This is a genomic window from Marisediminitalea oceani (genome assembly GCF_003731635.1).
In the GTDB taxonomy this organism is placed as follows: domain Bacteria; phylum Pseudomonadota; class Gammaproteobacteria; order Enterobacterales; family Alteromonadaceae; genus Alteromonas; species Alteromonas oceani.
Genome location: NZ_RCUA01000038.1, coordinates 41,864 through 63,773 on the forward strand (window position 1 = coordinate 41,864; position 21,910 = coordinate 63,773).

19 protein-coding genes are annotated in these 21,910 nt (G+C 50.0%); 16 read left to right on the top strand and 3 right to left on the bottom strand.

Translation table 11 applies throughout. The features are described 5' to 3' along the window. Positions 1 to 73: 73 nt before the first annotated feature. The 9 genes from D9T21_RS12510 (at position 74) to D9T21_RS12550 (ending at position 6,560) form a co-directional block, all read left to right on the top strand. The gene (locus D9T21_RS12510) at positions 74 to 463 is read left to right on the top strand and encodes a BlaI/MecI/CopY family transcriptional regulator (protein ID WP_105933675.1); all 390 of its coding nucleotides are present in this window, start codon (positions 74 to 76) and stop codon (positions 461 to 463) included. A gap of 1 nt (position 464) precedes the next feature. Next, complete coding sequence (locus D9T21_RS12515) at positions 465 to 1,421, top strand: M56 family metallopeptidase (RefSeq protein WP_123325334.1); 957 nt, start codon at positions 465 to 467, stop codon at positions 1,419 to 1,421. 209 nt (positions 1,422 to 1,630) lie between these two features. Further along, the gene (locus D9T21_RS12520) at positions 1,631 to 2,011 is read left to right on the top strand and encodes a hypothetical protein (RefSeq protein WP_123325335.1); all 381 of its coding nucleotides are present in this window, start codon (positions 1,631 to 1,633) and stop codon (positions 2,009 to 2,011) included. Positions 2,012 to 2,020: 9 nt separating this feature from the next. Further along, entirely contained in the window at positions 2,021 to 2,710 is a 690-nt protein-coding gene (locus tag D9T21_RS12525; RefSeq protein WP_123325336.1) for a HupE/UreJ family protein, read from the top strand. After that, positions 2,707 to 3,264 (top strand): hypothetical protein, encoded by a 558-nt coding sequence (locus tag D9T21_RS12530; RefSeq protein WP_105933671.1) that lies wholly within the window; start codon positions 2,707 to 2,709, stop codon positions 3,262 to 3,264. Before D9T21_RS12525 ends, D9T21_RS12530 begins: the two co-directional genes overlap by 4 nt. 15 nt (positions 3,265 to 3,279) lie before the next feature. Next, positions 3,280 to 4,005, top strand: a complete 726-nt coding sequence (locus D9T21_RS12535) for a DUF4198 domain-containing protein (RefSeq protein ID WP_105933670.1) — start codon at positions 3,280 to 3,282, stop codon at positions 4,003 to 4,005. 69 nt (positions 4,006 to 4,074) lie between these two features. Continuing rightward, positions 4,075 to 5,238, top strand: coding sequence for an acetyltransferase domain-containing protein (locus tag D9T21_RS12540; RefSeq protein ID WP_105933669.1), 1,164 nt, complete (start codon positions 4,075 to 4,077; stop codon positions 5,236 to 5,238). A gap of 14 nt (positions 5,239 to 5,252) precedes the next feature. Further along, positions 5,253 to 5,636, top strand: coding sequence for a copper resistance CopC family protein (locus tag D9T21_RS12545; protein WP_105933668.1), 384 nt, complete (start codon positions 5,253 to 5,255; stop codon positions 5,634 to 5,636). A gap of 21 nt (positions 5,637 to 5,657) precedes the next feature. Continuing rightward, a complete protein-coding gene (locus D9T21_RS12550; RefSeq protein WP_123325337.1) occupies positions 5,658 to 6,560 on the top strand; it encodes a copper resistance D family protein in 903 nt (300 codons plus the stop codon). A gap of 91 nt (positions 6,561 to 6,651) precedes the next feature. Here the strand turns inward: D9T21_RS12550 and D9T21_RS12555 are convergent, their stop codons facing one another. From D9T21_RS12555 to D9T21_RS12565, 3 genes are read right to left on the bottom strand one after another with little or no spacing between them, the layout of a single operon-like run. Continuing rightward, complete coding sequence (locus D9T21_RS12555) at positions 6,652 to 8,142, bottom strand: NAD-dependent succinate-semialdehyde dehydrogenase (RefSeq protein WP_123325338.1); 1,491 nt, start codon at positions 8,140 to 8,142, stop codon at positions 6,652 to 6,654. Next, on the bottom strand, positions 8,142 to 9,218 hold the full coding sequence (locus tag D9T21_RS12560) for a tartrate dehydrogenase (RefSeq protein WP_123325339.1): 1,077 nt from the start codon (positions 9,216 to 9,218) through the stop codon (positions 8,142 to 8,144). The genes D9T21_RS12555 and D9T21_RS12560 overlap by 1 nt, the downstream gene beginning before the upstream one ends. Then, on the bottom strand, positions 9,218 to 10,594 hold the full coding sequence (locus D9T21_RS12565) for an aminotransferase class III-fold pyridoxal phosphate-dependent enzyme (protein ID WP_123325340.1): 1,377 nt from the start codon (positions 10,592 to 10,594) through the stop codon (positions 9,218 to 9,220). The genes D9T21_RS12560 and D9T21_RS12565 overlap by 1 nt, the downstream gene beginning before the upstream one ends. Positions 10,595 to 11,138: 544 nt before the next feature. Here D9T21_RS12565 and D9T21_RS12570 point away from each other — a divergent pair. From D9T21_RS12570 to D9T21_RS12605, 7 genes are all read left to right on the top strand, one after another. Next, positions 11,139 to 11,810 carry a haloacid dehalogenase type II gene (locus D9T21_RS12570; protein ID WP_123325341.1) on the top strand — a complete coding sequence of 224 codons (672 nt, stop codon included), beginning with the start codon at positions 11,139 to 11,141 and terminating at the stop codon, positions 11,808 to 11,810. A gap of 8 nt (positions 11,811 to 11,818) precedes the next feature. Continuing rightward, a complete protein-coding gene (locus D9T21_RS12575; RefSeq protein WP_123325342.1) occupies positions 11,819 to 13,096 on the top strand; it encodes an NAD(P)/FAD-dependent oxidoreductase in 1,278 nt (425 codons plus the stop codon). Positions 13,097 to 13,137: 41 nt separating this feature from the next. Continuing rightward, on the top strand, positions 13,138 to 14,757 hold the full coding sequence (locus tag D9T21_RS12580; RefSeq protein WP_241155706.1) for an ABC transporter substrate-binding protein: 1,620 nt from the start codon (positions 13,138 to 13,140) through the stop codon (positions 14,755 to 14,757). Positions 14,758 to 14,776: 19 nt separating this feature from the next. Then, positions 14,777 to 15,733 (top strand): ABC transporter permease, encoded by a 957-nt coding sequence (locus tag D9T21_RS12585; RefSeq protein ID WP_123325343.1) that lies wholly within the window; start codon positions 14,777 to 14,779, stop codon positions 15,731 to 15,733. 4 nt (positions 15,734 to 15,737) lie between these two features. Further along, the gene (locus tag D9T21_RS12590; RefSeq protein ID WP_123325344.1) at positions 15,738 to 16,562 is read left to right on the top strand and encodes an ABC transporter permease; all 825 of its coding nucleotides are present in this window, start codon (positions 15,738 to 15,740) and stop codon (positions 16,560 to 16,562) included. Position 16,563: 1 nt separating this feature from the next. Further along, on the top strand, positions 16,564 to 18,183 hold the full coding sequence (locus D9T21_RS12595) for an ABC transporter ATP-binding protein (protein ID WP_123325345.1): 1,620 nt from the start codon (positions 16,564 to 16,566) through the stop codon (positions 18,181 to 18,183). Positions 18,184 to 18,638: 455 nt separating this feature from the next. Further along, on the top strand, positions 18,639 to 21,890 hold the full coding sequence (locus D9T21_RS12605) for a S41 family peptidase (RefSeq protein WP_123325347.1): 3,252 nt from the start codon (positions 18,639 to 18,641) through the stop codon (positions 21,888 to 21,890). The last annotated feature ends 20 nt before the right edge of the window (positions 21,891 to 21,910 follow it).

The following is a 21,910-nucleotide window of genomic DNA, read 5'->3' on the forward strand; positions in this document are numbered from 1 at the left end:
AACAGATAGCAAAAAAGAAATTCAATGTTGCGCGGTTATGCAAGACTAAGATTAGACACTAAGGAAACGTCTGATGGTATTAGGTGACTTAGAGAAACAAGTACTGAATTATTTATGGCAACGGTCGCCTGCCGATGTCAAAACGGTATTTGCGGCACTCACCCGCAATAAAGGCGGTAACCTCAATACCATCCAGACAACGTTAGAGCGGTTATATAAAAAGAAACTACTCGACCGCCATAAACAGGGACACGCGTATTTTTATACACCGCGGGTAGAGCGCGAAAGTCTGATTGCGACGCTTATCGACAATGCAACACGTGACTTTACCGCAATGGATGAAAATGTATTTATTAATGCATTCCAATCATATTCAGGACAATTTGAAGAGCAGGAGCTTGATGCTCTGGAATCAATGATTCAGGCGCAACGTGAACGGTTGCGTCAGAATAAGGAGCGCTGAAATGTTTACTACAGCAATCTTCCTGAATGTGCTTAGCCTGGCAGTGGTGAGCGCATGGTTCACATTACTGCTGCAATGGCCGGTGAGTCGCGCTGTACTTCGCCGTATTCCCAATGTGCCAGCAGCCCTGCAGAAAACCCTGCTGACAGCTTGGGTAATGCTGCCGATCATTATTGGCCTGTTTTGCAGTATTGCTTTTATTTTAAATGCCTTCACCGACGTGATGTGGGCACCGCTCGAAATGTTCATTCACTGGCATCACCTGTTCGAATTTGAATGGCTGACCTGGCATGGCGGTTTGCTAGGCGTTTGGTCAGTGGCAACAGTATGGATCCTGGCGCGTCATGTTTGGCTGGTGCGGGCGCACCGGGCGAGTTTGCAAAGCGCCTTAATGATGGCCGACGGCAGCGTTAAGCGCCACAGTGGCTATGAGTTTGTTTGTTTACAAACTGCCATGCCGCTGGCTTTTACTGCTGGTATGTTAAGGCCGCAGGTGTATTTATCTCAGGGCCTGTTGGAGCGTTTCGATGATGCTCAGCTGCAATGTATTCTTGCTCATGAGGCAGCGCATCAGCGCCAGCGTGACCCACTACAAAAATGGCTGTTTAGTCTGGCCAGTGCTTATTATCCGACCTCGCTACGCCGGACACTGCGCAATGCCTTTGATCTTGCATCTGAATTACAAGCTGATAGTCGGGCAGGACGTGAAACCGGTGCGCTGAATGTGGCTTCCGCGCTGGTCGCTTTTGGTAAATCAGAGCGCCAGTGGCAAATGCCCCTGGCAGTATCCTTTGGTCAGGACTTTGTGTCCCAGCGGGTTCGCTTTCTGATTGAACCTGCAACATTCAATATGACTATTCCGGCCACAATTGGTCTGGTCGCACTGGCAGTGCTTACTGCTAATCTGCTGTCCATGGACAGCCTGCATCATTATATCGAACTCATTTTAGAACGTTAATTAGTGTTAAAGCGCATGGCCGATTGGAGCGCTTTAAAAACCGACCGGCGATAGGTTTTATGATTTTTGAGCGATCCCAAAGTAAATATTAACGCAGCGTTTAATGTTTTTTAGGAGAAAAAATTCGGTGCTTTGTGTCAGTTATTCAAGCGCAAAGAGTCGTTTCTGCTCACCACCTTTAAGTATTATTTTTGTAACAGGAGAGTCCTATGCGTAAACCACATTATTTATTATTGCTAGCTTCATTGCTAACCACACCATTGATGGCACCGCAGGTGTTAGCTCATGGAAATGACCACCCTCAGTATGGCGGCGAAGTAAAAGTAGTCGGTGAATACACCTTCGAAATGAAACAAGAAGCAGGCAAGGTCAGCATCTGGGTATTTTATGATGGAGAGCCTCTGGATGCGTCTGCATTAGCGTTAAAGGTTAAGATTAAAGGTGAAAACCGTAAAGAGATGGTCGAAGTTCCCGCCGCTGAAGGCAATAAGTACGTAGGCGACTTAACCTTTAATCCTGGTGATAAGGTACTGGCAATGCTGACCCTTGAAGACGGCATATCTAAAATTGTTGCCAAGTATAAGCTGTAGGTCAGACTTATGCGTTGGATTAATCAAGCTCTGTTAACGTTTACACTCCTGCTGGTAGTGCCGTTTGCCGCCGCGCATGGCGTGGCTGATGGCGACCGTGCATTTCTGGAGTCGAGCACAGGGTTACAGATTATCCCTTACATCTATTTAGGGGCGAAGCACATGGTCACCGGTTATGACCATTTATTGTTCCTGTTTGGGGTGATCTTCTTCCTGTACCGACTCAAAGATGTGGGGATTTACGTTACCTTATTTGCCTTAGGTCACAGTATTACCCTGTTGTTTGGTGTGTTGTCCGGTATTCATATCAATGCGTACATTATCGACGCCATCATTGGCTTATCTGTGGCGTACAAGGCACTGGATAACATCGGCTTTTTTCCGCGTTTCTTTGGGTTTGACATCAACACCAAAGGGGCGGTGTTAGTCTTTGGCTTGTTTCATGGCTTTGGTCTGGCAACGAAATTACAGGATTTTACGCTATCCGAAGATGGTCTGGTGGGCAACATCATCTCATTTAATGTGGGTGTAGAAATGGGGCAGATGATTGCGCTGTTTGGCATGTTAATGCTGATTATTCTGCTTCGTAAAAGCCAACACTTTACCCGTTATGCCTTTGCTTCAAATATGGCATTGGTAACGGCGGGCGTAACGCTGACTATCTTTCAACTTTCCGGATATATGTGGGGCACAGTATGACTACCCAACAACACGTCGATGTATCGAATCAACAAGTAATTAAAGGGCTGGGCATCGCCTCATTACTGGCAGTGGTTTTATCGGTAACTGTGGTATTGCCTGCTGAATATAATAAAGACTTTACCGGCATTGGCAGCCTGCTTGGGTTAACCAGTATGAAAACTGCTGTGGCAGGTGAAGAAATGCAAATTAGCTCTGGTGCCGATTTTATTCTGGCTAACAGCGAGGGCGAGTATGCAACCAAAACGCTGACTATTGAGATCCCGGAATATGAAGGTATTGAAGTCAAAGCGTTAATGGACGAAGGAAACGGAGTGAGCTTTACCTGGCAAACCGATGGTGCGCCACTGTATATGGATATGCATGGTGAAAAGCTCAATAGCGATGAATTTGAAAGTTATAAAAAAGCAAAAGCAATCGCCGGTGATAACGGCATCTTCAAAGCGCCATTTAAGGGCACGCACGGCTGGTACTGGCAAAACATGTCGGAACAACCGGTTACTGTCACAGTAACCGTAGCCGGTTTTTATCATTCGCTTAAAACAAAAAACTAACTTGAGGAAACAACAATGTTGAAGAAATTAGGTGTACTCGCGCTTACTGCACTGATCAGTGCACAAGCTACCGCCCACGGTATTTACTTCGCTGAGCGTGCCAAGCAACTGGCCGTTGTGTATGGTGTCGGCGCAGACGATCTTGATACTGTTGCCCGTTTACCAAAGTTTGGTGCGGTAAATGGTTTTGATGAAGACTGGGATAGTGTGGATGTAGAATTAACCCCAAGTGGCCCGTTACTGCTGGTCACCAGCGACGACTACCCGGTTGCTGTGTCAGCGGTGTTAAATAACGGTATCTGGTCTAACACCGGTGAAGGTCACTGGATTGGTAAAGGCCGTGATGAACTGCCTGATGCCATTTTAAGTGAAGAAACCATCAAGTATGCCGTGCATTTACGTGGACCGCTGCGTAAAGTGCCAGCGCTCGACGATCAGGTACTGCAAATTGTGCCGGTTGGCGACAGCTTCCCGCTGATGCTGGGCGAAATGCAAACTTATCAGGTTCTGCATAAAGGCAAGCCAGTAGCAGGAGCACTGGTTAAAAACGATTTCGTGAACGATCCGGACGCAGAGCCTGTGGTATCGGACAAAAACGGAAAAATCACTTTACCTATCCGTAACCAGGGGCTGAACGTTGTGGTTGCAACATTTGATGCACCCACTGACCGTCCTAAAATTATTGATAAGTATGAGTTACTGGCGACGTTGTCATTTGTTTTGCCTCACGCGCCAGAATAAAACCTTAATATAAAACAATAATATCGGGCTGGACGACACCAGCCCAACTGCTTGAAGCAAGGTGGAAAAATGAGTGAAGTAGCACAAACACCCACAGAGGTGATTAAGAAAAGGGTCGCATCCATCGATATCCTGCGTGGATTAGTGATGCTGTTTATGTTGGTGGATCACGTTCGGGAACGATTCTTCTTTCATCAGAATGTAAGTGACCCGATGGATCTGGATACTACCAGTCCGGAATTATTTTTTACCCGCACCACTGCACATTTTTGTGCGCCTGTGTTTGTGTTTCTCACTGGTCTTTCTGCCTGGCTATATTCTCATCCGCACAATAAAGCGCCACGATCGGCAACGCCGTTTTTATTTAAACGCGGGTTGTTTATCGTCTTTGTAGAGATCGCCATCATTAACTGGCTGTGGATGGGTAACTACGACACCTTATGGTTACAGGTGATGTGGGCAATTGGTATCAGCATGATTGCCTTATCAGCGCTGTGTAAACTGCCCTATAAAGCCATTCTGGCACTGGGGTTATTGATTGTTTGTGCGCATAACTTACTAAGCCCAATCAGCTTTAACCCTGATGAAGCTGGTTACACTATCTGGGCTATTTTGCATGATCGCGGGATTATTTTTGAATCAGAAAGCTTCCGTATTAAAGCGTCGTATCCGGTGCTACCCTGGATTGGTGTGATTTTACTGGGTTACTGCATGGGACCACTTTACTCCCGCGCAGTTGAAGGGGCTAAGCGTCAGTCGACGTTGGTCAAGCTGGGCCTTGGTTTCTGGGCCTTGTTATTGATATTACGTGGTTTTAATATTTATGGTGAAGTGCTTCCCTGGGAAGTACAGCAGGATGCCATTCATACGGTAATGTCCTTTATAAACTATACTAAGTACCCGCCATCACTGGACTATGTACTCTTTACCCTAGGCGCGGCATTCCTGGTACTGGCTGGCCTGGAAAATGTGAATAACCGTTTTACCAAAGCGATAGAAACTTTTGGTTCGGCGCCGATGTTCTATTACATCGTGCATTTATTTGTGTTGCTGGTCAGCTACCGCATAGTTCTGGCGGCGGTAGGTCCTAACTACGGCGACTTATTTGCCTTTGATTATGTATGGCAAATCTGGTTGGTCGCTGTGATTCTGGCCGTTGCCCTGTATTGGCCAACGAAAGCCTTTTCTAAATTTAAACACAACAGCAAAAATCCGCTGGTTAAATACTTCTAACTGGGACAAAACTTATGACAACATTTTCAAACTGGGTTAAATCAGCATTAATGGCGACTGCATTGCTGAGTGCGAGCGTGAGTGCGCACGTGCATTTAGCCAGCACTGTACCCGCTCAGGAGAGCACGGTTTCAGCCTCGCCTGAGATGCTCACGCTAACGTTTTCAGGTGACGTGAAGTTCATTAAGTTAAAATTGTCTGATGATAACGGAAAACCGGTTAAATTTGGTTTTAAGCCGGTGGTTAAAGCGGCGAAGACGATGAGCTGGAAGCTACCTGAATTACCTGCGGGTGATTATGACGTTGAGTGGACCGTGATGGGTAATGACGGCCATAAAATGGAAGACTTCTTTACCTTTACGGTAGAAGCCGGTCACAATCATCATGCCGGGCATTAACTTGTCCTTCGGGCCAGTCTGATGGCCTGGCTCTCGTTACTCTCCATCGCCAAGGTAGCTTACTACCTTGGCGTTGTCAGTTTTATCGGCATGAATGCCATGCGCCTGTTTTTGCGCCATGGCCGTAGCAATGATCTTACCGTGCACACTGACTGGCATAAGCCTGTTCTGCGTGCGCAGTGGGTGAGTTTATTCATCAGTCTTTTGGGAGCTTCAGCGGTAGTGCCGCTCTCAGCTGGTATGTTACTGGACGATGGGTTCAGCGGTATGACTGATAGCCTGATGCTGCAAATAAGCTGGCAATCCAGCATCGGCACTCAAACACAATTCCGACTGCTGGCTATCCTCATGGCAATGCTGTGTACGGCGTGGGGAAATAAGTTTTATACCGGCTCGAATACATCTTTAGCGTGGGTATGTAGCTGGCTTTTGACCAGTGCATTGTTTGCGGCGTCATTTACCTTCAGCGGGCACACAGCTGAAGCAAGCTGGCTTGCCAAATTGCTGGTGGCACTACATGTGTTAATGGCTGCATGGTGGCTTGGCAGTTTATATCCGCTTATTCGCCTGTGCCGGCTCGAGGATGTTGAGTTGCTGCGGAGGCAGCTTCACGCTTATGGTAATCAGGCTGCCCTGTGGGTCGGGTTATTGTTAGTCAGCGGTGCGGCTTTGTTTGCGTTACTGCTGCTAAACGTTCGTGGAGAGGTCAATACTGACTATTTGCTCGTGATGGGCTGTAAATTAGTGCTGGTCGCAGTGATGTTAGGTTTTGCTGCGTATCATAAGTGGTATCTGGTGGCTAACCTGACGGTCAGCGAGGACCGTTGCAAAGTTAAAAAGTCTATCGTTGGCGAGGCGTTTATCGGCACTCTGGTGATTGTGATAACAGCAATATTAACCAGTAATTTTGGCATCGCGCACTAACCTTTTCTGATAAAGAAACGGCCAGTAGTGACTGGCCGTTTTTGTGTATGTGTTTTGTATGGCTGTTTTGTGAAATAGCAGCGAAGGCAACTTAATAGAGGTTGCCTTCGCACACGTAAGTGATTTGCAGAAAGTCATCCAGTCCGTAATGTGAGCCCTCACGGCCATACCCTGAGGCCTTAACCCCGCCAAACGGCGCTACTTCACTGGCCACTGCGCCTTCATTTACACCAATGACGCCAGCCTGAAGCTGTGCCTTAACGCGATGGATACGGCGATGGTCCTGGGTATAGAAATAGGCTGCCAGGCCATACTCGGTATTGTTGGCTTCTTCAATAGCTTCTTCTTCGCTGCTAAAGCGAAACAGCGGTAATACGGGCCCGAAGGTTTCTTCACTGAACAGCGCCATCTTGTTATGTGCTTCAGCAATCACTACGGGTTCAAAGAATAACCCTTCCCGGGGCTCAATGTTGCCGCACAGAATAATCCCGCCCTGGGCTTCGGCATCTTTTACATGACCACTGATTTTATCGATGGCTTTTTGATTAATCATTGGGCCAATCTGGGTGTCATCATCGAATGGGTCTGCCACTTTCAGCGCCGCCACCTTATCCACCAGGCGACTGGCAAATTCGTCGTAGATAGCATTAGCTACGTAAATACGATTAGGACAAACACAGGTTTGACCGCCGTTACGCAGTTTTGCAGCCATCAGGCCGGTAATGGCTGCGTCGATATCGCTGTCTTCAAAGACGATAAAGGGCGCATTACCGCCAAGCTCCAGCGACAGCTTTTTCAGCGAGCTGGCAGCGCGTTCTGCCAGATACCGCCCAACCTGAGTTGAGCCGGTAAAGCTTAGCTTTTTAACATGTACATCCTTGAGCCAGGCATCCACCGCAATAGCGGTTTGTTCTCGTGAAGCGGCAACCACGTTGATCACGCCGTCAGGAAAACCGGCCATTTCAGCCAGTTTTGCCATAGCCAGCGCGGTTAAGGGCGTATCTTCGGCGGGCTTTACCACTACGGTACAGCCTGCGGCCAGTGCCGGTGCAATCTTGCGAGCCAGCATGGCAAATGGGAAATTCCATGGCGTGATGACAGCAACCACGCCAACCGGTCGTTTTTCTACCGTTTGCAGGCGACCAGGTACGCTATTGGGCAGGATATCGCCGCGCAGTTGCATGGCGAGCTGGGCAAACCATTTTACATAGGACGCACCGTAGCCTACTTCGGCTTTAGCTTCAGCAAGGGGTTTACCCTGTTCAGAAGTCATAATGCATGCGAGATCATCGGTATGCTCGATAATCAGCTGATGCCATTTTTCCAGTAAGTTAGCCCGTTCACGATGGGTCGTGAGTTGCCAACTGGCAAAAGCCTTTTTCGCTGAACGAGCGGCATTGGCTGCGTCTATGGCATCACTGTTAGCTACACCTGCAATACTGGCACCCGATGCCGGGTTAATGACTTCGTAGGTTTGCTGCGAAACAGCTTTCTGCCACTTGCCATTAATGTAGTTTTTGGTGTTCAGTAGTAGCGGCTCGCTAAGTAGCGAGGCCAGATCAAATTGTTTCGTTTTACTCATTACAGATTCGCCAGGATTGCGTCGCCCATGGTCTGAGTGCTTGCCTCACCGCCTAAGTCCGGGGTTAGCGTAGCGCCTTTCAGGGTCTTCTCAATGGCGGTAACGATAGCATCGTGCGCACTGGCACCGGCGCCACTATCCTGGGTCAGGAAGCTAAGCATTAAGGCGCCGGACCAAATCATGCCGATAGGGTTAGCGATATTTTTGCCATAGATATCCGGCGCAGAGCCATGGACGGGTTCAAATAAAGAAGGAAATTTACGCTCCGGGTTGAGGTTGGCAGAAGGCGCCAAACCGATAGTGCCGGTACACGCAGGCCCTAAGTCCGACAAAATATCGCCAAACAGGTTGGATGCCACTACCACATCAAAGCGCTCAGGGTTCATTACAAACCGGGCTGAGAGGATATCGATGTGCTGCTTGGTCCAGCTGATTTCAGGATAATCTTGTGCTACTGCCTCGGCACGCGAGTCCCACCAGGGCATGCTGATAGCCATGCCGTTGCTTTTTGTGGCCACTGTTAAGTTTTTCGCTGCACGGCGCATGGCGGTTTCGAAGGCGTATTTTAATACGCGGTTGGTACCATGACGGCTGAAGACCGATTGTTGTAATACCACTTCGCGATCGGTGCCTTCATACATGATGCCACCGATAGAGGAATATTCACCTTCGGTGTTTTCCCGTACCACGATAAAGTCGATTTCGTCGGCCTTGGGTGTTGAAAGAGCGCATTTAACGCCTTCAAAAGTTCGGACCGGGCGCATGTTGATGTACTGATCAAACTCGCGACGAAAGGTCAGAATAGACCCCCACAGTGAGATATGGTCGGGCACGGTATCCGGCCAGCCAACGGCACCAAAGTAAATGGCGTCCATATCGCCCACAATGTCTTTCCAATTTTCCGGCATCATGCGGTTATGTTCGAGGTAGTAGTCGCAACCGCCCCAGTCAAAATTATGGAAGTTGAGGCTTAAACCAAACTTTTCAGCCGCTGCCTGAACAACCTTCAGACCTTCCGGCATGACTTCTTTACCAATACCGTCTCCGGCAATCACGGCGATGTTACAAGTGGTCATTAGCCTTTCATCTCCTGTTTTACAATGTCGAGTTCCAGTACTTCATCGAGGGTGAGCTGTAAGCGTTCAAACAACGCGTCGAAGTCTGATTCGGTGAAGCACAGTGCCGGCGCAAAGCCGAGGATATTGTCGCCAAACGCACGGAAAATAAGTTTATGTTTCCAGGCGATGTCAGCAATGGTCTCGTTTAACTTCAGAGCCGGGTCAAACTGGCGTTTGGTGGCCTTATCGGCAACCAGTTCGACTGCGCCTAATAAGCCAATGCTGCGCGCGTCGCCAACTAAAGGATGAGCCATGCAGGCGTTTAATTTAGCTTCAAAATAAGGCGCTACAGACTGTGCATGAGCCAGCATGCTTTCTTCATAAATTTTAATGACTTCCAGTGCTACTGCGGCACTTACCGGATGGGCAGAATAGGTTTGTCCATGACCCACCACCGCCGCTTTGTTAGGGCCATCTGCAATACCATTAAATATTTCGTCTGACATTAGCACGGCGCCCATAGGGGCATAACCGGAGGTCAGACCTTTGGCAATGGTCATTAAATCAGGCTCAACGCCTTCATGCTCGCAGGCAAACATTTTGCCGGTACGGCCAAAGCCGGTAATTACTTCATCCACCAGAAACAGAATACCTAACCTTTTACAGGTATCGGCGATGGCTTTAAGCCAGCCCTTCGGAGGCACAATAACGCCACCAGAACCCACCACCGGTTCGCAGAAGAACGCAGCCACATTATCGGCGCCAATCTCTGCAACCTTGTCTTCCAGTTCCTTAACCGAGGCGGCAATAAGCTCTTCGCCGGTAGTGAATTCGCTGCGGTATAAATAAGGGCAGCTGATTTTATGTTGCTGTGGCGTAGGGACGTCGAAGTTAGCATGAAACGCTGGCAATCCGGTTATACCGGCGCCGGTAGACGATGAGCCGTGGTAGCCGCGCTGCAGTGATATAATATGTTTCTTAGTGGGTTTGCCGATGGCATTAAAATAATGGGTGATGTAGCGAATGGCCGCATCCACCGCATCAGAACCGCCCAACGAGAAGTAGACGTGCTGCAACGATGAAGGCGTCATTGATACCAGCTTTTCTGCCAATACAATGGCAGGCTCACTGCCAAAACCGAAATAGCCGGTAGCGTAGGGCAGGGTGGTCATCTGTGTGATAGCCGCATCAACTACTCGTTGCTGGCCATAGCCGATATTTACACACCACAAACCGGCAAAAGCATCCAGATAGGTATTGCCATCAGCGGCGGTTAACCAGGCCCCATCACCGGATGTCAGTATCTTCACGCCTTTTTCCTGATGATCGCGAAAATTGGATACTGGATGGACGAGATATTTACTGTCCAGATCTGTCAAAGCAGGCGTTTGCATGATTAATTTCCATTTTTATTGTATTGCAGAGTAGAAGGCTGCAAGGCAACGTCGGTCACTCTTTTATACTTGATAACAAGGAATACACCTGAAACATGAAAAGGTGTATTGGTTATATCAGTCATGTTAACGGGCATTGCGGTGTAAAAACTGTCGATAGCCGGTAAAGAAAAGCGGTGAAATATTGTTTTTCTGCTGTTCTCAGCAAAATCTGCTGTGCCGTTTGGGCGAAGATAAATTGCAGCGATAAGCTTTTAAAGTTTGATTGTACTGTCATTCCCCTCCAGGCGCGCATTGCAGCGTGAATGGGGCGGGAAAGGCTATAAAGCTGGCTGAAATGGTCGGCTTTGTAATCATTATCGTTGTAGTTCAGGATGCAGCATAGTCTGCTGATTGACACCTTAAAACAGAATTCACATTGCAAACTGCGGATTTAATTTGGCATTTAATGAGTGCCGGCGCATGGTGTAATAGATTTGAAACAAGTACGTCGCTGTAAAGCAAAAACAAGTACTGAAACGAACAACAACTGCTGGAAAGAACAATGAGTGTATTTAAGCCCAAGTATATTAGCTTCGACTGCTACGGCACCCTGATTTATTTTGAGATGGCGCCTATGGCGCAAAAACTGTTTGCCGATCGCATTACTGAGGCGCAAATGCCACATTTTGTGAAAGACTTCTCGGCCTATCGGCTCGATGAAGTGCTGGGCGCGTGGAAGCCTTATCAGGAAGTTATCCGCAATGCGGTTACCCGTTTATGTAAAAAATGGGGCATTGAATACCGTGACGAAGACAGTATTGCTATCTATAACGCAGTACCGACCTGGGGCCCGCATCCGGACGTTGTAGAACCACTGAAAAAAGTGGCAGCGGAAATTCCGTTAGTCATACTGTCTAACGCTATGAATGAACAAATTCACTCAAACGTGGCTAATCTGGAAGCGCCGTTTGCTCATGTTTATACCGCCGAGCAAGCTCAGGCCTACAAGCCGCGTCTGCAAGCGTTTGAGTACATGCTGGATAACCTGGGTTGTAACCCTGAGGACATTCTGCATGTGTCTTCAAGTTTCCGCTACGATCTGATGTCGGCGCATGACATTGGTATTAAGAACAAGGTTTGGGTTAACCGCGGTCATGAACCGGCCAACCCATTCTATGGCTACACTGAAATTCAGGATATCAGCGGACTGCCCGGCGTAGTTGGCCTGGAGTAAAGCATTCGATGAAAAGCGCGTCTTTCTGGCTGGATACAGCCCCGACTATAAGCACAACTGAATCGGCATTACCTGAACAGCCCGTCGATGTACTGGTGGTTGGTGGTGGCTTTACCGGATTATCCTCGGCGCTGGCGTTAGCCAAGCGAGGCGCTTCTGTGGCGCTTTGTGAAGCTGGTGTGGTAGGCGGTGAAGCGTCAGGTCGCAACGGCGGGCAGTGCAATAATGGCACCGCTCAGGATTATGCCGGTTTGGTTGCCGCTTATGGCGAACAAAAGGCGCAGTCTTTTTATCAGTTTTACAATCAGGCAGTAGACTCGGTAGAACGTATTGTCAGTAGCGAAAATATTGACTGTGATTTTCGCCGGGCGGGTAAAATCAAACTCGCCGCCAAGCCTGAGCATTTCGACAAATTGGTTCGCACCCATGAAGCGCTGACTAAAGCCGTGGATCCTGAAGCCAGTTTGCTCGATGCTACGGCTTTACAACAGGAAATCGGCTCTGATCAGTTTTATGGCGGGTTACTAACGCCTAAAGGCGCGCAACTGCATGTGGGCAAAATGGTATATGGGTTGGCAACTCGCTGTCTGGAAAAGGGCGTGGCCATTTTTCAGCATCAACCGGTTATCAAAATTGATAAAACCGGTGAGCAAAGCTGGGTAGTCACCACTCCACAGCAAACCATTAAAGCGAAAGCGATTCTTATCGCTACTGGCGGCAGCGGACCGGGGCCATTTAGTTGGTTTCGACGTCGAATAGTGCCGGTGGGCAGTTTTGCCGTGACCACGGAACCATTAAGTGAGGATTTGTGTGCCTCGCTGTTTCCGGGCAATCGCTCTTACGTAACCAGTAAAAATATCGGCAATTACTTCCGCTTAACCGCTGACCGGCGTTTACTGTTCGGCGGCCGGGCGCGATTTGCGGTATCGAATCCGCGCTCTGATCTAAAAAGTGGTGAGATCCTGCGCCAGTCGCTGGATGACATGTTTCCACAACTGGCCAGCAGTAAAATTGATTACTGCTGGGGCGGCACGGTGGATATGAGCGCTGATCGCTTGCCCAAAGTTGGCGAGCACCAGGGCATGTTTTATGCCATGGGCTACAGCGGTCACGGCGTGCAAATGGCGATTCATATGGGCGAGGTGATGGCCGATATCATCGACGGTAAGTCGGTTGACTGCCCTTGGCTCACCACCCAATGGCCAGCCGTGCCTTTTCATTTTGGTAAACCCTGGTTTTTACCTTTCGTCGGCATGTATTACAAAGTGCAGGATATGCTGCACTAGTGTTTCGTAATCGCCTGAACCGTAATTTATAGGGGAAGACCATGACCAATAAGCGTCTCCAAGCTGCCGCCATGCACAAGGTTGCGGAGCAACACTCAGGTAGTCGCAGAGCGTTACTCAAATCACTCGGCGCTGCCGGGTTAGTAACCGCGGCCAGCGGCCTTGCTTTACCTGCCCATGTACTGGCTCAAATGAGTAATGAACAACCGCCGGCTAAACCCCGGTATGGCGGACGGATCCGGGTGGCAACTAATTCGATGTCAACCAAAGATACTCTGGATCCGGCCAAAGCCTCGTTGAGTACCGACTACGTCCGTATTTATATGGTTTACAGTGGGCTGACTCAATTTAACCGTGAGTTGGGTGCAGACCCGGCGCTGGCTGAAACCTTTGAATCAGAGGATCAGCAAAACTGGCAGGTTACCTTGCGCAGCGGCGTAACTTTTCATGATGGTAAAAGCCTGACTCCCCAAGATGTGGTGTATTCACTGCTGCGTCATAAGGATCCAGCGGTGACATCCCGGGCGGCGCCAATTGCGGCTCAGTTTAAAGAAGTGGTCGTTACCGGGCCAATGAGTCTGCGTATTACGTTACATGCCCCAAACGCAGATTTACCGGTGATGCTCGCTTCGTCTAACTTTTGTATTGTGGCCGATGGCACCACGGATTTCTCGCAAACCGCCAATGGCACCGGCCCTTATCGATTAAAGGAATTTTCCGCCGGGGTGCGTACCGTTGGTGAGAAGAACCCGAATTTCTGGAAGCCGGGTAAACCGTATCTGGATGAAATAGAGCTGGTGGGGATTGCCGATGAATCCTCGCGGGTGAATGCGTTACTCTCTGGTGATATTCAAATGGCGTTGGCGATAAACCCGCGTTCAACCAAACGGGTGCGCCGTTCGGGCACGGCTGACATCATGCAGACCGAATCCAGTTTGTATACCAATCTGATCATGCGTCAGGATGCTTACCCCACCAATAACCCGGATTTTGTGTTGGCAGTAAAGTACATGATGAACCGCGAGCTTATCCAGCGCGCGCTGTTCAGAGGGTACGCCACCATTGCTAATGACCATCCGGTGGCGCCAAGTCATAAGTACTTCAACCACGAGTTACCGCAACGCCCCTATGATATAGACCGTGCTAAGTACCATCTTAAAAAAGCCGGTTTAACCGGTGCCAGAGTGCCGGTGTTCGCGTCTCCTGCCGCGGAAGGTTCGGTAGATATGGCCGCCTTGTTGCAATTATCCGGTATTGAAGCCGGCATGCACTTTGGCATTAACCGTGTACCGGCCGATGGCTACTGGTCAAATCACTGGATGAAGCATCCACTGGGGTTCGGCAATATTAATCCGCGGGTTAGTCTGGATGAGCTGTTCAGCCTGTTCTACAAATCAGACGCACCGTGGAACGAATCTGGCTGGAATAACCGGCAGTTTGATCAGTTACTGGCGGCGGCACGGGGCGAAGGTGATGAGGCAAAACGTAAACAGATGTACTGGGATATGCAGGAGCTCATCAGTGAGCAATGCGGAACGAGTATCCCGGTATTTATGAATCTTATCGATGGTCATGATAAACGCATCAAAGGTAATTTCCCTATCCCGACAGGCGGATTGATGGGGTATAGCTTTGCCGAATATGTCTGGCTGGACGCCTGATTTTCTTAAGGAGTTATCAATGAAGGTCATTTTCCAGCTGATTATTAAACGGATTGGCTTATCAATTATTACGCTGTTGATTGTTTCTGCGGTGGTGTTTTTTATTGCCAACCTGCTACCCGGTGATGCCGCACAGGAAATGCTTGGTCAAAGCGCTACCCCCGAAGCGGTGGCAGAGCTGCGGGAAGCTTATGGCTTAAACGATCCGCCGATGCTGCGTTATGCAAAATGGCTCGGTGGACTGCTAAGTGGTGATGCGGGTACATCGTTGGCCAATGCACGTCCGGTAAGCGAACTGATTAGCTCACGGCTGTCACAATCGCTCATGCTGGCAGGGTTTACTGCGTTGTTAGCTGTACCCTTTGCCATGGTGCTGGGGATTGTTGCCGCCATGTACAGTGGTAGTCGCATCGACAAAGCCATGAACATCTTTACGTTATCGATGGTAGCGGTGCCTGAGTTTTTGCTGGCAACCATTTTTGTGCTGATTTTTGCGGTGGAACTAAACTGGCTGCCGTCGTTATCGTACATTCCTGCCGATGCCGGGGTGTATGATTACTTCCGCGCATTTGCTATGCCGGTTGCTACCCTGTGTATTGTGCTCAGTGCGCAGATGGCAAGAATGACCCGCGCGGCCGTGCTGGAGCAGCTTTCTCAGCCCTACGTGGAAATGGCGCTACTTAAAGGCTCGCCTCTGTCACGAGCGGTGCTGCGCCATGCGTTACCCAACGCGGTCGGGCCAATCGTTAACGCCGTGGCATTAAGCCTTTCTTATTTACTCGGTGGAGTGGTCATTGTTGAGGTTATTTTCAACTATCCCGGCGTAGCCAGCTTAATGGTGGATGCCGTAACCAACCGTGATATGCCGCTCCTGCAAGCCTGTGCCATGTTGTTTTGTACCGGCTATTTAATTCTGGTACTCGTTGCTGATATCTCGGCCATTGTGGCTAACCCTAAACTGCGAACCGGAGGCTAGGCCAATGAATGTATTAAAATCAATGCCCTTATCCGGCAAGCTGGGTGCGCTGCTGGTAATGTTCTGGGTTTTTATTGCCGTCTTTGGCCCCTGGCTGGCGCCTCATTCGGGCAGCGAAATCGTGGCTTATGATGTGTTTGAGCCCATCGGCGGCGATTACGTACTAGGCACCGATTACATTGGCCGCGATGTGTTTAGTCGTATTCTCGATGGCACCCGTTTTACCATTTTTATTCCGCTACTAGCGGCGGCGCTAGCCTGCTCTGCTGGTACCTTAATAGCGCTGTTTTCAGCCGTTAGTGGCCCTCGTACAGATGAAGTGATTTCCCGTTTTATGGATGCACTGATTTCTATCCCGAGCAAAATTTTCTCGCTGGTAATGATTGCCGCATTTGGCTCATCGGTGCCATTACTGTTAACCATTACCGCTATCAGTTATATGCCAGGATCGTTTCGGATTGCCCGCGCGCTGGCAGTCAACGTAGCAAACATGGATTTTGTTACGGTGGCCAGAACCCGTGGAGAAAGCCGCTTGTATCTGGCGATAAAGGAAATTTTGCCCAATATTCTGCATCCCATGCTGGCCGATTTTGGGTTGCGGTTCGTGTTTGTTGTGCTGCTGCTAAGTAGCCTGAGCTTTTTAGGGCTCGGCGTTCAGCCCCCGGAGGCGGACCTCGGCTCTCTGGTTCGCGAGAACATTTCCGGCCTGGCAGAAGGCGCACCGGCGGTTATTATTCCGGCCATTGCCATCGCGACTATTACCATTGCGGTAAACCTGTTAATTGACAGTCTGCGCGGCGGCGCAACTTATGCGGCGCGAGGTAAGTAAGATGACTGCACATGTGAGTGTTGAGAAATTACGCGTTGAAGCCGGGCCACAAGGTCAGGCCAAAACGATTGTCCATGATGTCAGCTTTACCCTTAAGCGTGGTGAGGTGCTTGCACTCATCGGCGAGTCTGGCTCAGGCAAAACCACGATAGCGCTTTCGCTGCTGGGATATGCTCGTCCGGGATGTCGTATCAGTGGCGGTGCAGTGCACGTGGGCGAGGATAATATGGCAGCTATGAATGCTGCCCAGCTGGCTGGCGTGCGAGGACGCAAAGTCGCTTATGTGGCGCAAAGTGCCGCAGCGGCGTTTAATCCGTCCCGCCGCATTATGGAGCAGGTGATAGAAAGTGCCCTGATGCATGGCGTGATGTCGCGCAGTCAGGCCGAGGCCAAAGCCATTGATCTGTTTAAGCAACTGTCGTTGCCGTCGCCGCAGACCATCGGCCGCCGCTATCCTCATGAGGTATCGGGTGGCCAGCTGCAGCGACTGATGGCGGCCATGGCCCTGATTTGCGAGCCGGAACTGATTATTTTTGATGAGCCCACTACTGCGCTCGATGTCACCACTCAGGTAGATGTACTAAAAGCATTTAAAGACGTAGTGAAAGCGTACAACACTACGGCGGTTTATGTATCTCACGATTTGGCCGTTGTTGCCCAGATTGCCGATCAGATCCTGGTGCTGCAAAACGGCAGGATGATGGAAAAGAACCCGACCCCCACTATTCTTAACCACGCCGAACATGCCTATACCCGGCAACTGCTCAGCGCGGTGCAGGACAGTGATAGTTATAAGGATAACGAGCCGGGAGAGGTGGTGATTGATATCGCGAATATCGATGCCGGCTACGGTAAGATAAGCAGGGATGGTAAACCTGAGATCCCAATTCTGTCAGACATTTCCATGCGTGTCCGGCGCGGGCAAACAGTAGGTATTATTGGTGAGTCAGGCTCAGGCAAGTCGACCTTTGCCCGGGTGATAGCCGGCTTATTGCCAGCTGCCAACGGTACGATGTTACTCAACAACAAAGAGTTAACTCCTGCCATAGTGGACCGCAGCAAGACCGAGTGTCAGCAAATTCAGATGGTGTTTCAGAATGCGGATACGGCGCTGAATCCCGCTCATAAAGTGGGTGATATCCTGGGCCGGCCGCTGACCTTTTTTCATGGCCTTAAAGGTGCTGCGCGCAAGCAGCGCGTAGCAGAACTGCTGGAACTGGTTAAATTGCCTGCTGACCTGGCAGACCGCAAATGCGGTGCTCTGTCGGGCGGACAGAAACAACGCATCAATCTGGCCCGGGCGTTAGCGGCGGAACCAAGCGTTATTTTATGTGATGAGGTCACCTCGGCACTCGATACTGTTGTGGCTGCGGCCATTCTTGAGTTACTGGGCGAGTTGCAGGCGAAACTCAATATTGCCATTGTGTTTATCAGCCACGACATTTCTACGGTAAAAAGCCTGTGCGACGAGATCATGGTGCTCTACAAAGGCAAAACCGTGCAGTACACGTCGGGTAAACAGTTTGCCATTGGGCCTTATGAACCTTATACCGAGTTGCTACTAAACAGTGTGCCAACGCTGGATCCTACCTGGTTGGACTCACGCCAGTCGCGGGCATAAGGGATAATACCGACTGCTCAATATTCCGGCTGGTGCGCCATTAGCGCCAGCCGTTTTTGCTCCCGCTCCGGCAATGCCGGCTTGCCCTCACGCTGCCAAACCAATAGTAAAGCACCGTAAATACCACACCGGCTCCGAGCCAGACCAGTTCTGCCTGACTATAGGGATAGCTTCGCACTGCATAAGCAATCTGCAATAAAAGGAATAGCGTAAAGAAAAATCGGTGTTTATTCAGTTTCATCCGCTGGAACAAAGCTTGCCTCCTTGCAATGAATAACGTGACGGACAACTCAAAAGCCAATTTAGGCTATCGTTCTGAAGACAACTACTCTCCAATTAGCCAGTTCTTACGATTGTCCTACGGCAGATTGTAAGCGCTAATACTTACATTGTTTACTAATTAGGCTAAGCTGAATGACTACGGCAGTATAATAACAAACAAAAAGGTACAGCTTATGACCTTAAAAGGACTTTTACTCACACTCATGCTGGCCACCCTGCCAGCTGTCTCTAACGCCACACAACTGCTTCGGCAGCCTGCACTTCACGGTGATACCCTGGTATTTACTTATGCTAATGATATCTGGAAAACCAGCATCAACGGCGGTACAGCCCAGCGGCTAACCAGTTTTCAGGGCAGTGAATCACAGCCGGTCATTTCGCCCGATGGTAATTACATAGCGTTTACCGGTGAATACGAAGGCAACCGTGATGTGTTTGTGGTTAGCGTTAACGGTGGCGAGCCTCAGCGTCTTACCTATCATCCGGGCGCCGACGCTGCCGTAGGCTGGTCACCAGACAGCCAGCAGGTGCTCTTCAGTTCGGCGCGGTTTTCGGCGCCGCGTAACTGGCAACAGTTATTCACTGTTTCTATAAAAGGGGGGAACCCGAGCCAATTACCCATGCAGCGAGCGTTTGATGGTGCATTTGATAACAGCGGGGAAAATCTGGTGTTTCGAAGAGCTGGCTTTTGGGACAGAGGCTGGCGTAATTACCGTGGTGGCCAGAATCAGGCGCTGAGGGTGATTAATATCGACAGCCTGAAAGAATATGACCTGCCTTTCGATAACGACTTCGATGTGGATCCAGAGTGGTCGTCAAACGGCGATATCTACTTTTTATCCAATCGTTCTAGGGTGACGAATGTATTTAAATATTCGCCGCAGTCGAAGGCGGTGAGTCAGGTTACTCGTCAGGATAAGTATGATGTTATGGGTTTTGCAGTGGACGGTAACCGGGTTGTGTATGAGCACCTTGGCGATCTGTATCTGAAAAATGGCAATGCTGCAGCCAGCAAGATAAATATAGAGGTGGCCGCCGACTTCTACTGGGCCCGTACCGGTTACGTTGACGCGCATAAACAGGTCACTGGCTTTGATGTATCGCCTACCGGTCAGCGCGCGCTGTTCACGGCTCGTGGCGATGTCTATTCGGTGCCGGTAGAATACGGGTCGCCAAGGCCGCTTACCGACACTTCCGGCGCACGCGAGCATGGGGCAGCCTGGTCGCCGGACGGCCAGTACATCGCGTGGTTTAGCGATCGCTCCGGCGAGTATGAACTCATCATTGCCGATCAGTACGGCAAAGAGCAAACGGTAATCACGCTGGCGGGGCGCGGCTTTTACGATGAGCTGCGCTGGTCGCCCGACAGCAAACGACTGTTATTTACCGACTCTTCGCAGCAGTTATGGGTTGCTAACCGGGAAAACCAGACCACCAGAGTTATCGATACCAACAAACGGGTCCATCCTGAATGGCAGATGATGGCCAGTTGGTCTCCCGACAGTCGGTATATCGCTTACACCAAACAGGGCGTTAATTTCTTCCGCGAACTGCACCTGTATTCGGTGATGGAGCGTAAAACCTTTCAGCTGACCGACGGCATGGTTGAAGTGACCTGGCCTACCTTTAGTGATGACAGTGAAGTGTTGTACTTCCTTGGCAGCGTGGATTACGGTCCTAAAGCGCCCTGGCTTGATATGTCATCTATCAGCTTTACGCCCAGCTACCAGTTGTACTATGCGCTACTTAACGCAGAAGACATGCCGCTGTTCCCGGAGCGTTCCGATGAAGAGCCGGCGCCTGAAAGTGAAGAGGATGAAGCCGGTGATGACGAAGCAGGTAATGACAAACCGACTGGTGAATCACAAACCAAAGTGCAGGTGGCCGCTTTCGCTGAACGTATCTTGCCGGTGAGTGCTAAGTCGGGACAATTTAGTCATTTAACCGGTGGCAAAGAGGGCAACCTGTATTTTCTCAGTCAGTATGCAGACGATACCGGTGACAAACAAACCAGCCTGATGACCTTTAATGCCTCTGAGCGTGAAATGAAAAAGCTGGCCGATAAGATCAGCGATTTTAAACTCACCGCTGACGGTAAATCCCTGTTGGTTAAAAGTGGCTCTTCCTATCGCCTGATCAGTGCCGCACAGGGCTCCGGTAAAGATGATAAAGCCATTAAGCTGGCGCTATCCAAACGGGTGGATTATGCCGAAGAGTGGCAGCAGATTTTCCGCGAGGCCTGGCGTTATCAGCGCGATTATCTGTATGTAGATAACTTCCACGGCGCCGACTGGGATGAAATATATGAAGTGTATCAGCCGTTGGTTGCCTCGGTCAGTCATCCGCTGGATCTCACCTATTTACTCGATACCCTGGGCGGCGAAGTGTCGATAGGGCATTCCTATACCGGCGCCGGGGATAAACCTGAAACAGGTAAATCCCACGTCGGCCTGCTGGGTGTGGATTATGAACTTGATAACCGCGGGATAAAGCTTACCCGGGTGTACACCGGTGAGAGATTTGTTGCCGGTGCAAACCTTATGGCGCCGTTGGGACCTTATGCGCACCTTATCGAAAAGGGCAGTTACCTGCTGGCTGTTAACGGTAAACCACTAACCAGTGAAGAGAACGTTTATGCGCAGTTCGAAGGTACCCTTGGCCAAACGGTAACGGTAACCATCGGTGAGCCAGGCAAAAAAAACAACCAACAGGACTTTCTGGTTAAAACCATTGGTAACGAAAATGAACTACGTAAGCAGCATTGGGTAGAACAGAACCGCCGGTATGTGGAAGAAAAGTCCAACGGAAAGCTCGCTTACGTGTGGGTGCCAGAAACCGCAGAAGGAGGCTATCACAGCTTTAACCGTTATTATTACCCCCAGGCCAACAAGCCGGGCGTGATCATTGATGAACGCTTTAATCATGGTGGCTTTATCGCTGATTACATCATTAATGTGTTGCGCCGGGAGCTTAATGGCTTTTTCAATAATCCCTACGCGCCGGCTGAACCTTTGACCAGCCCGGCAGCAGGTACCTGGGGCAGCAAGGTGATGCTGATTAACGAAGTGTCGGGCTCCGGCGGAGATATGTTGCCTTACATGTTTAACTACTATGGCCTTGGTAAGCTGGTGGGCAAACGCACCTGGGGTGGCCTGGTGGGCATCTGGGGCGTACCGGCCTTTATTGACGGTGGCAGCATGACGGCGCCTCGGTCGGGCTTTTACGACGTGAATGGTGAGTGGCAGGTTGAGAACTACGGTGTGGCACCGGATATCAATGTGGAGCAATGGACCAGCAAAACGGCAAAGGGCGAGGATCCACAACTGGATAAAGCCATTGAAGTTGGGCTGGCCGGTTTGAAAGGCTATCAGTCACCCATCAAACCAATGCCCAAAGCACCGGTTCGGGTGCCAGTGCCAGATTAGTCTCTGAGTCGGAACTGCCA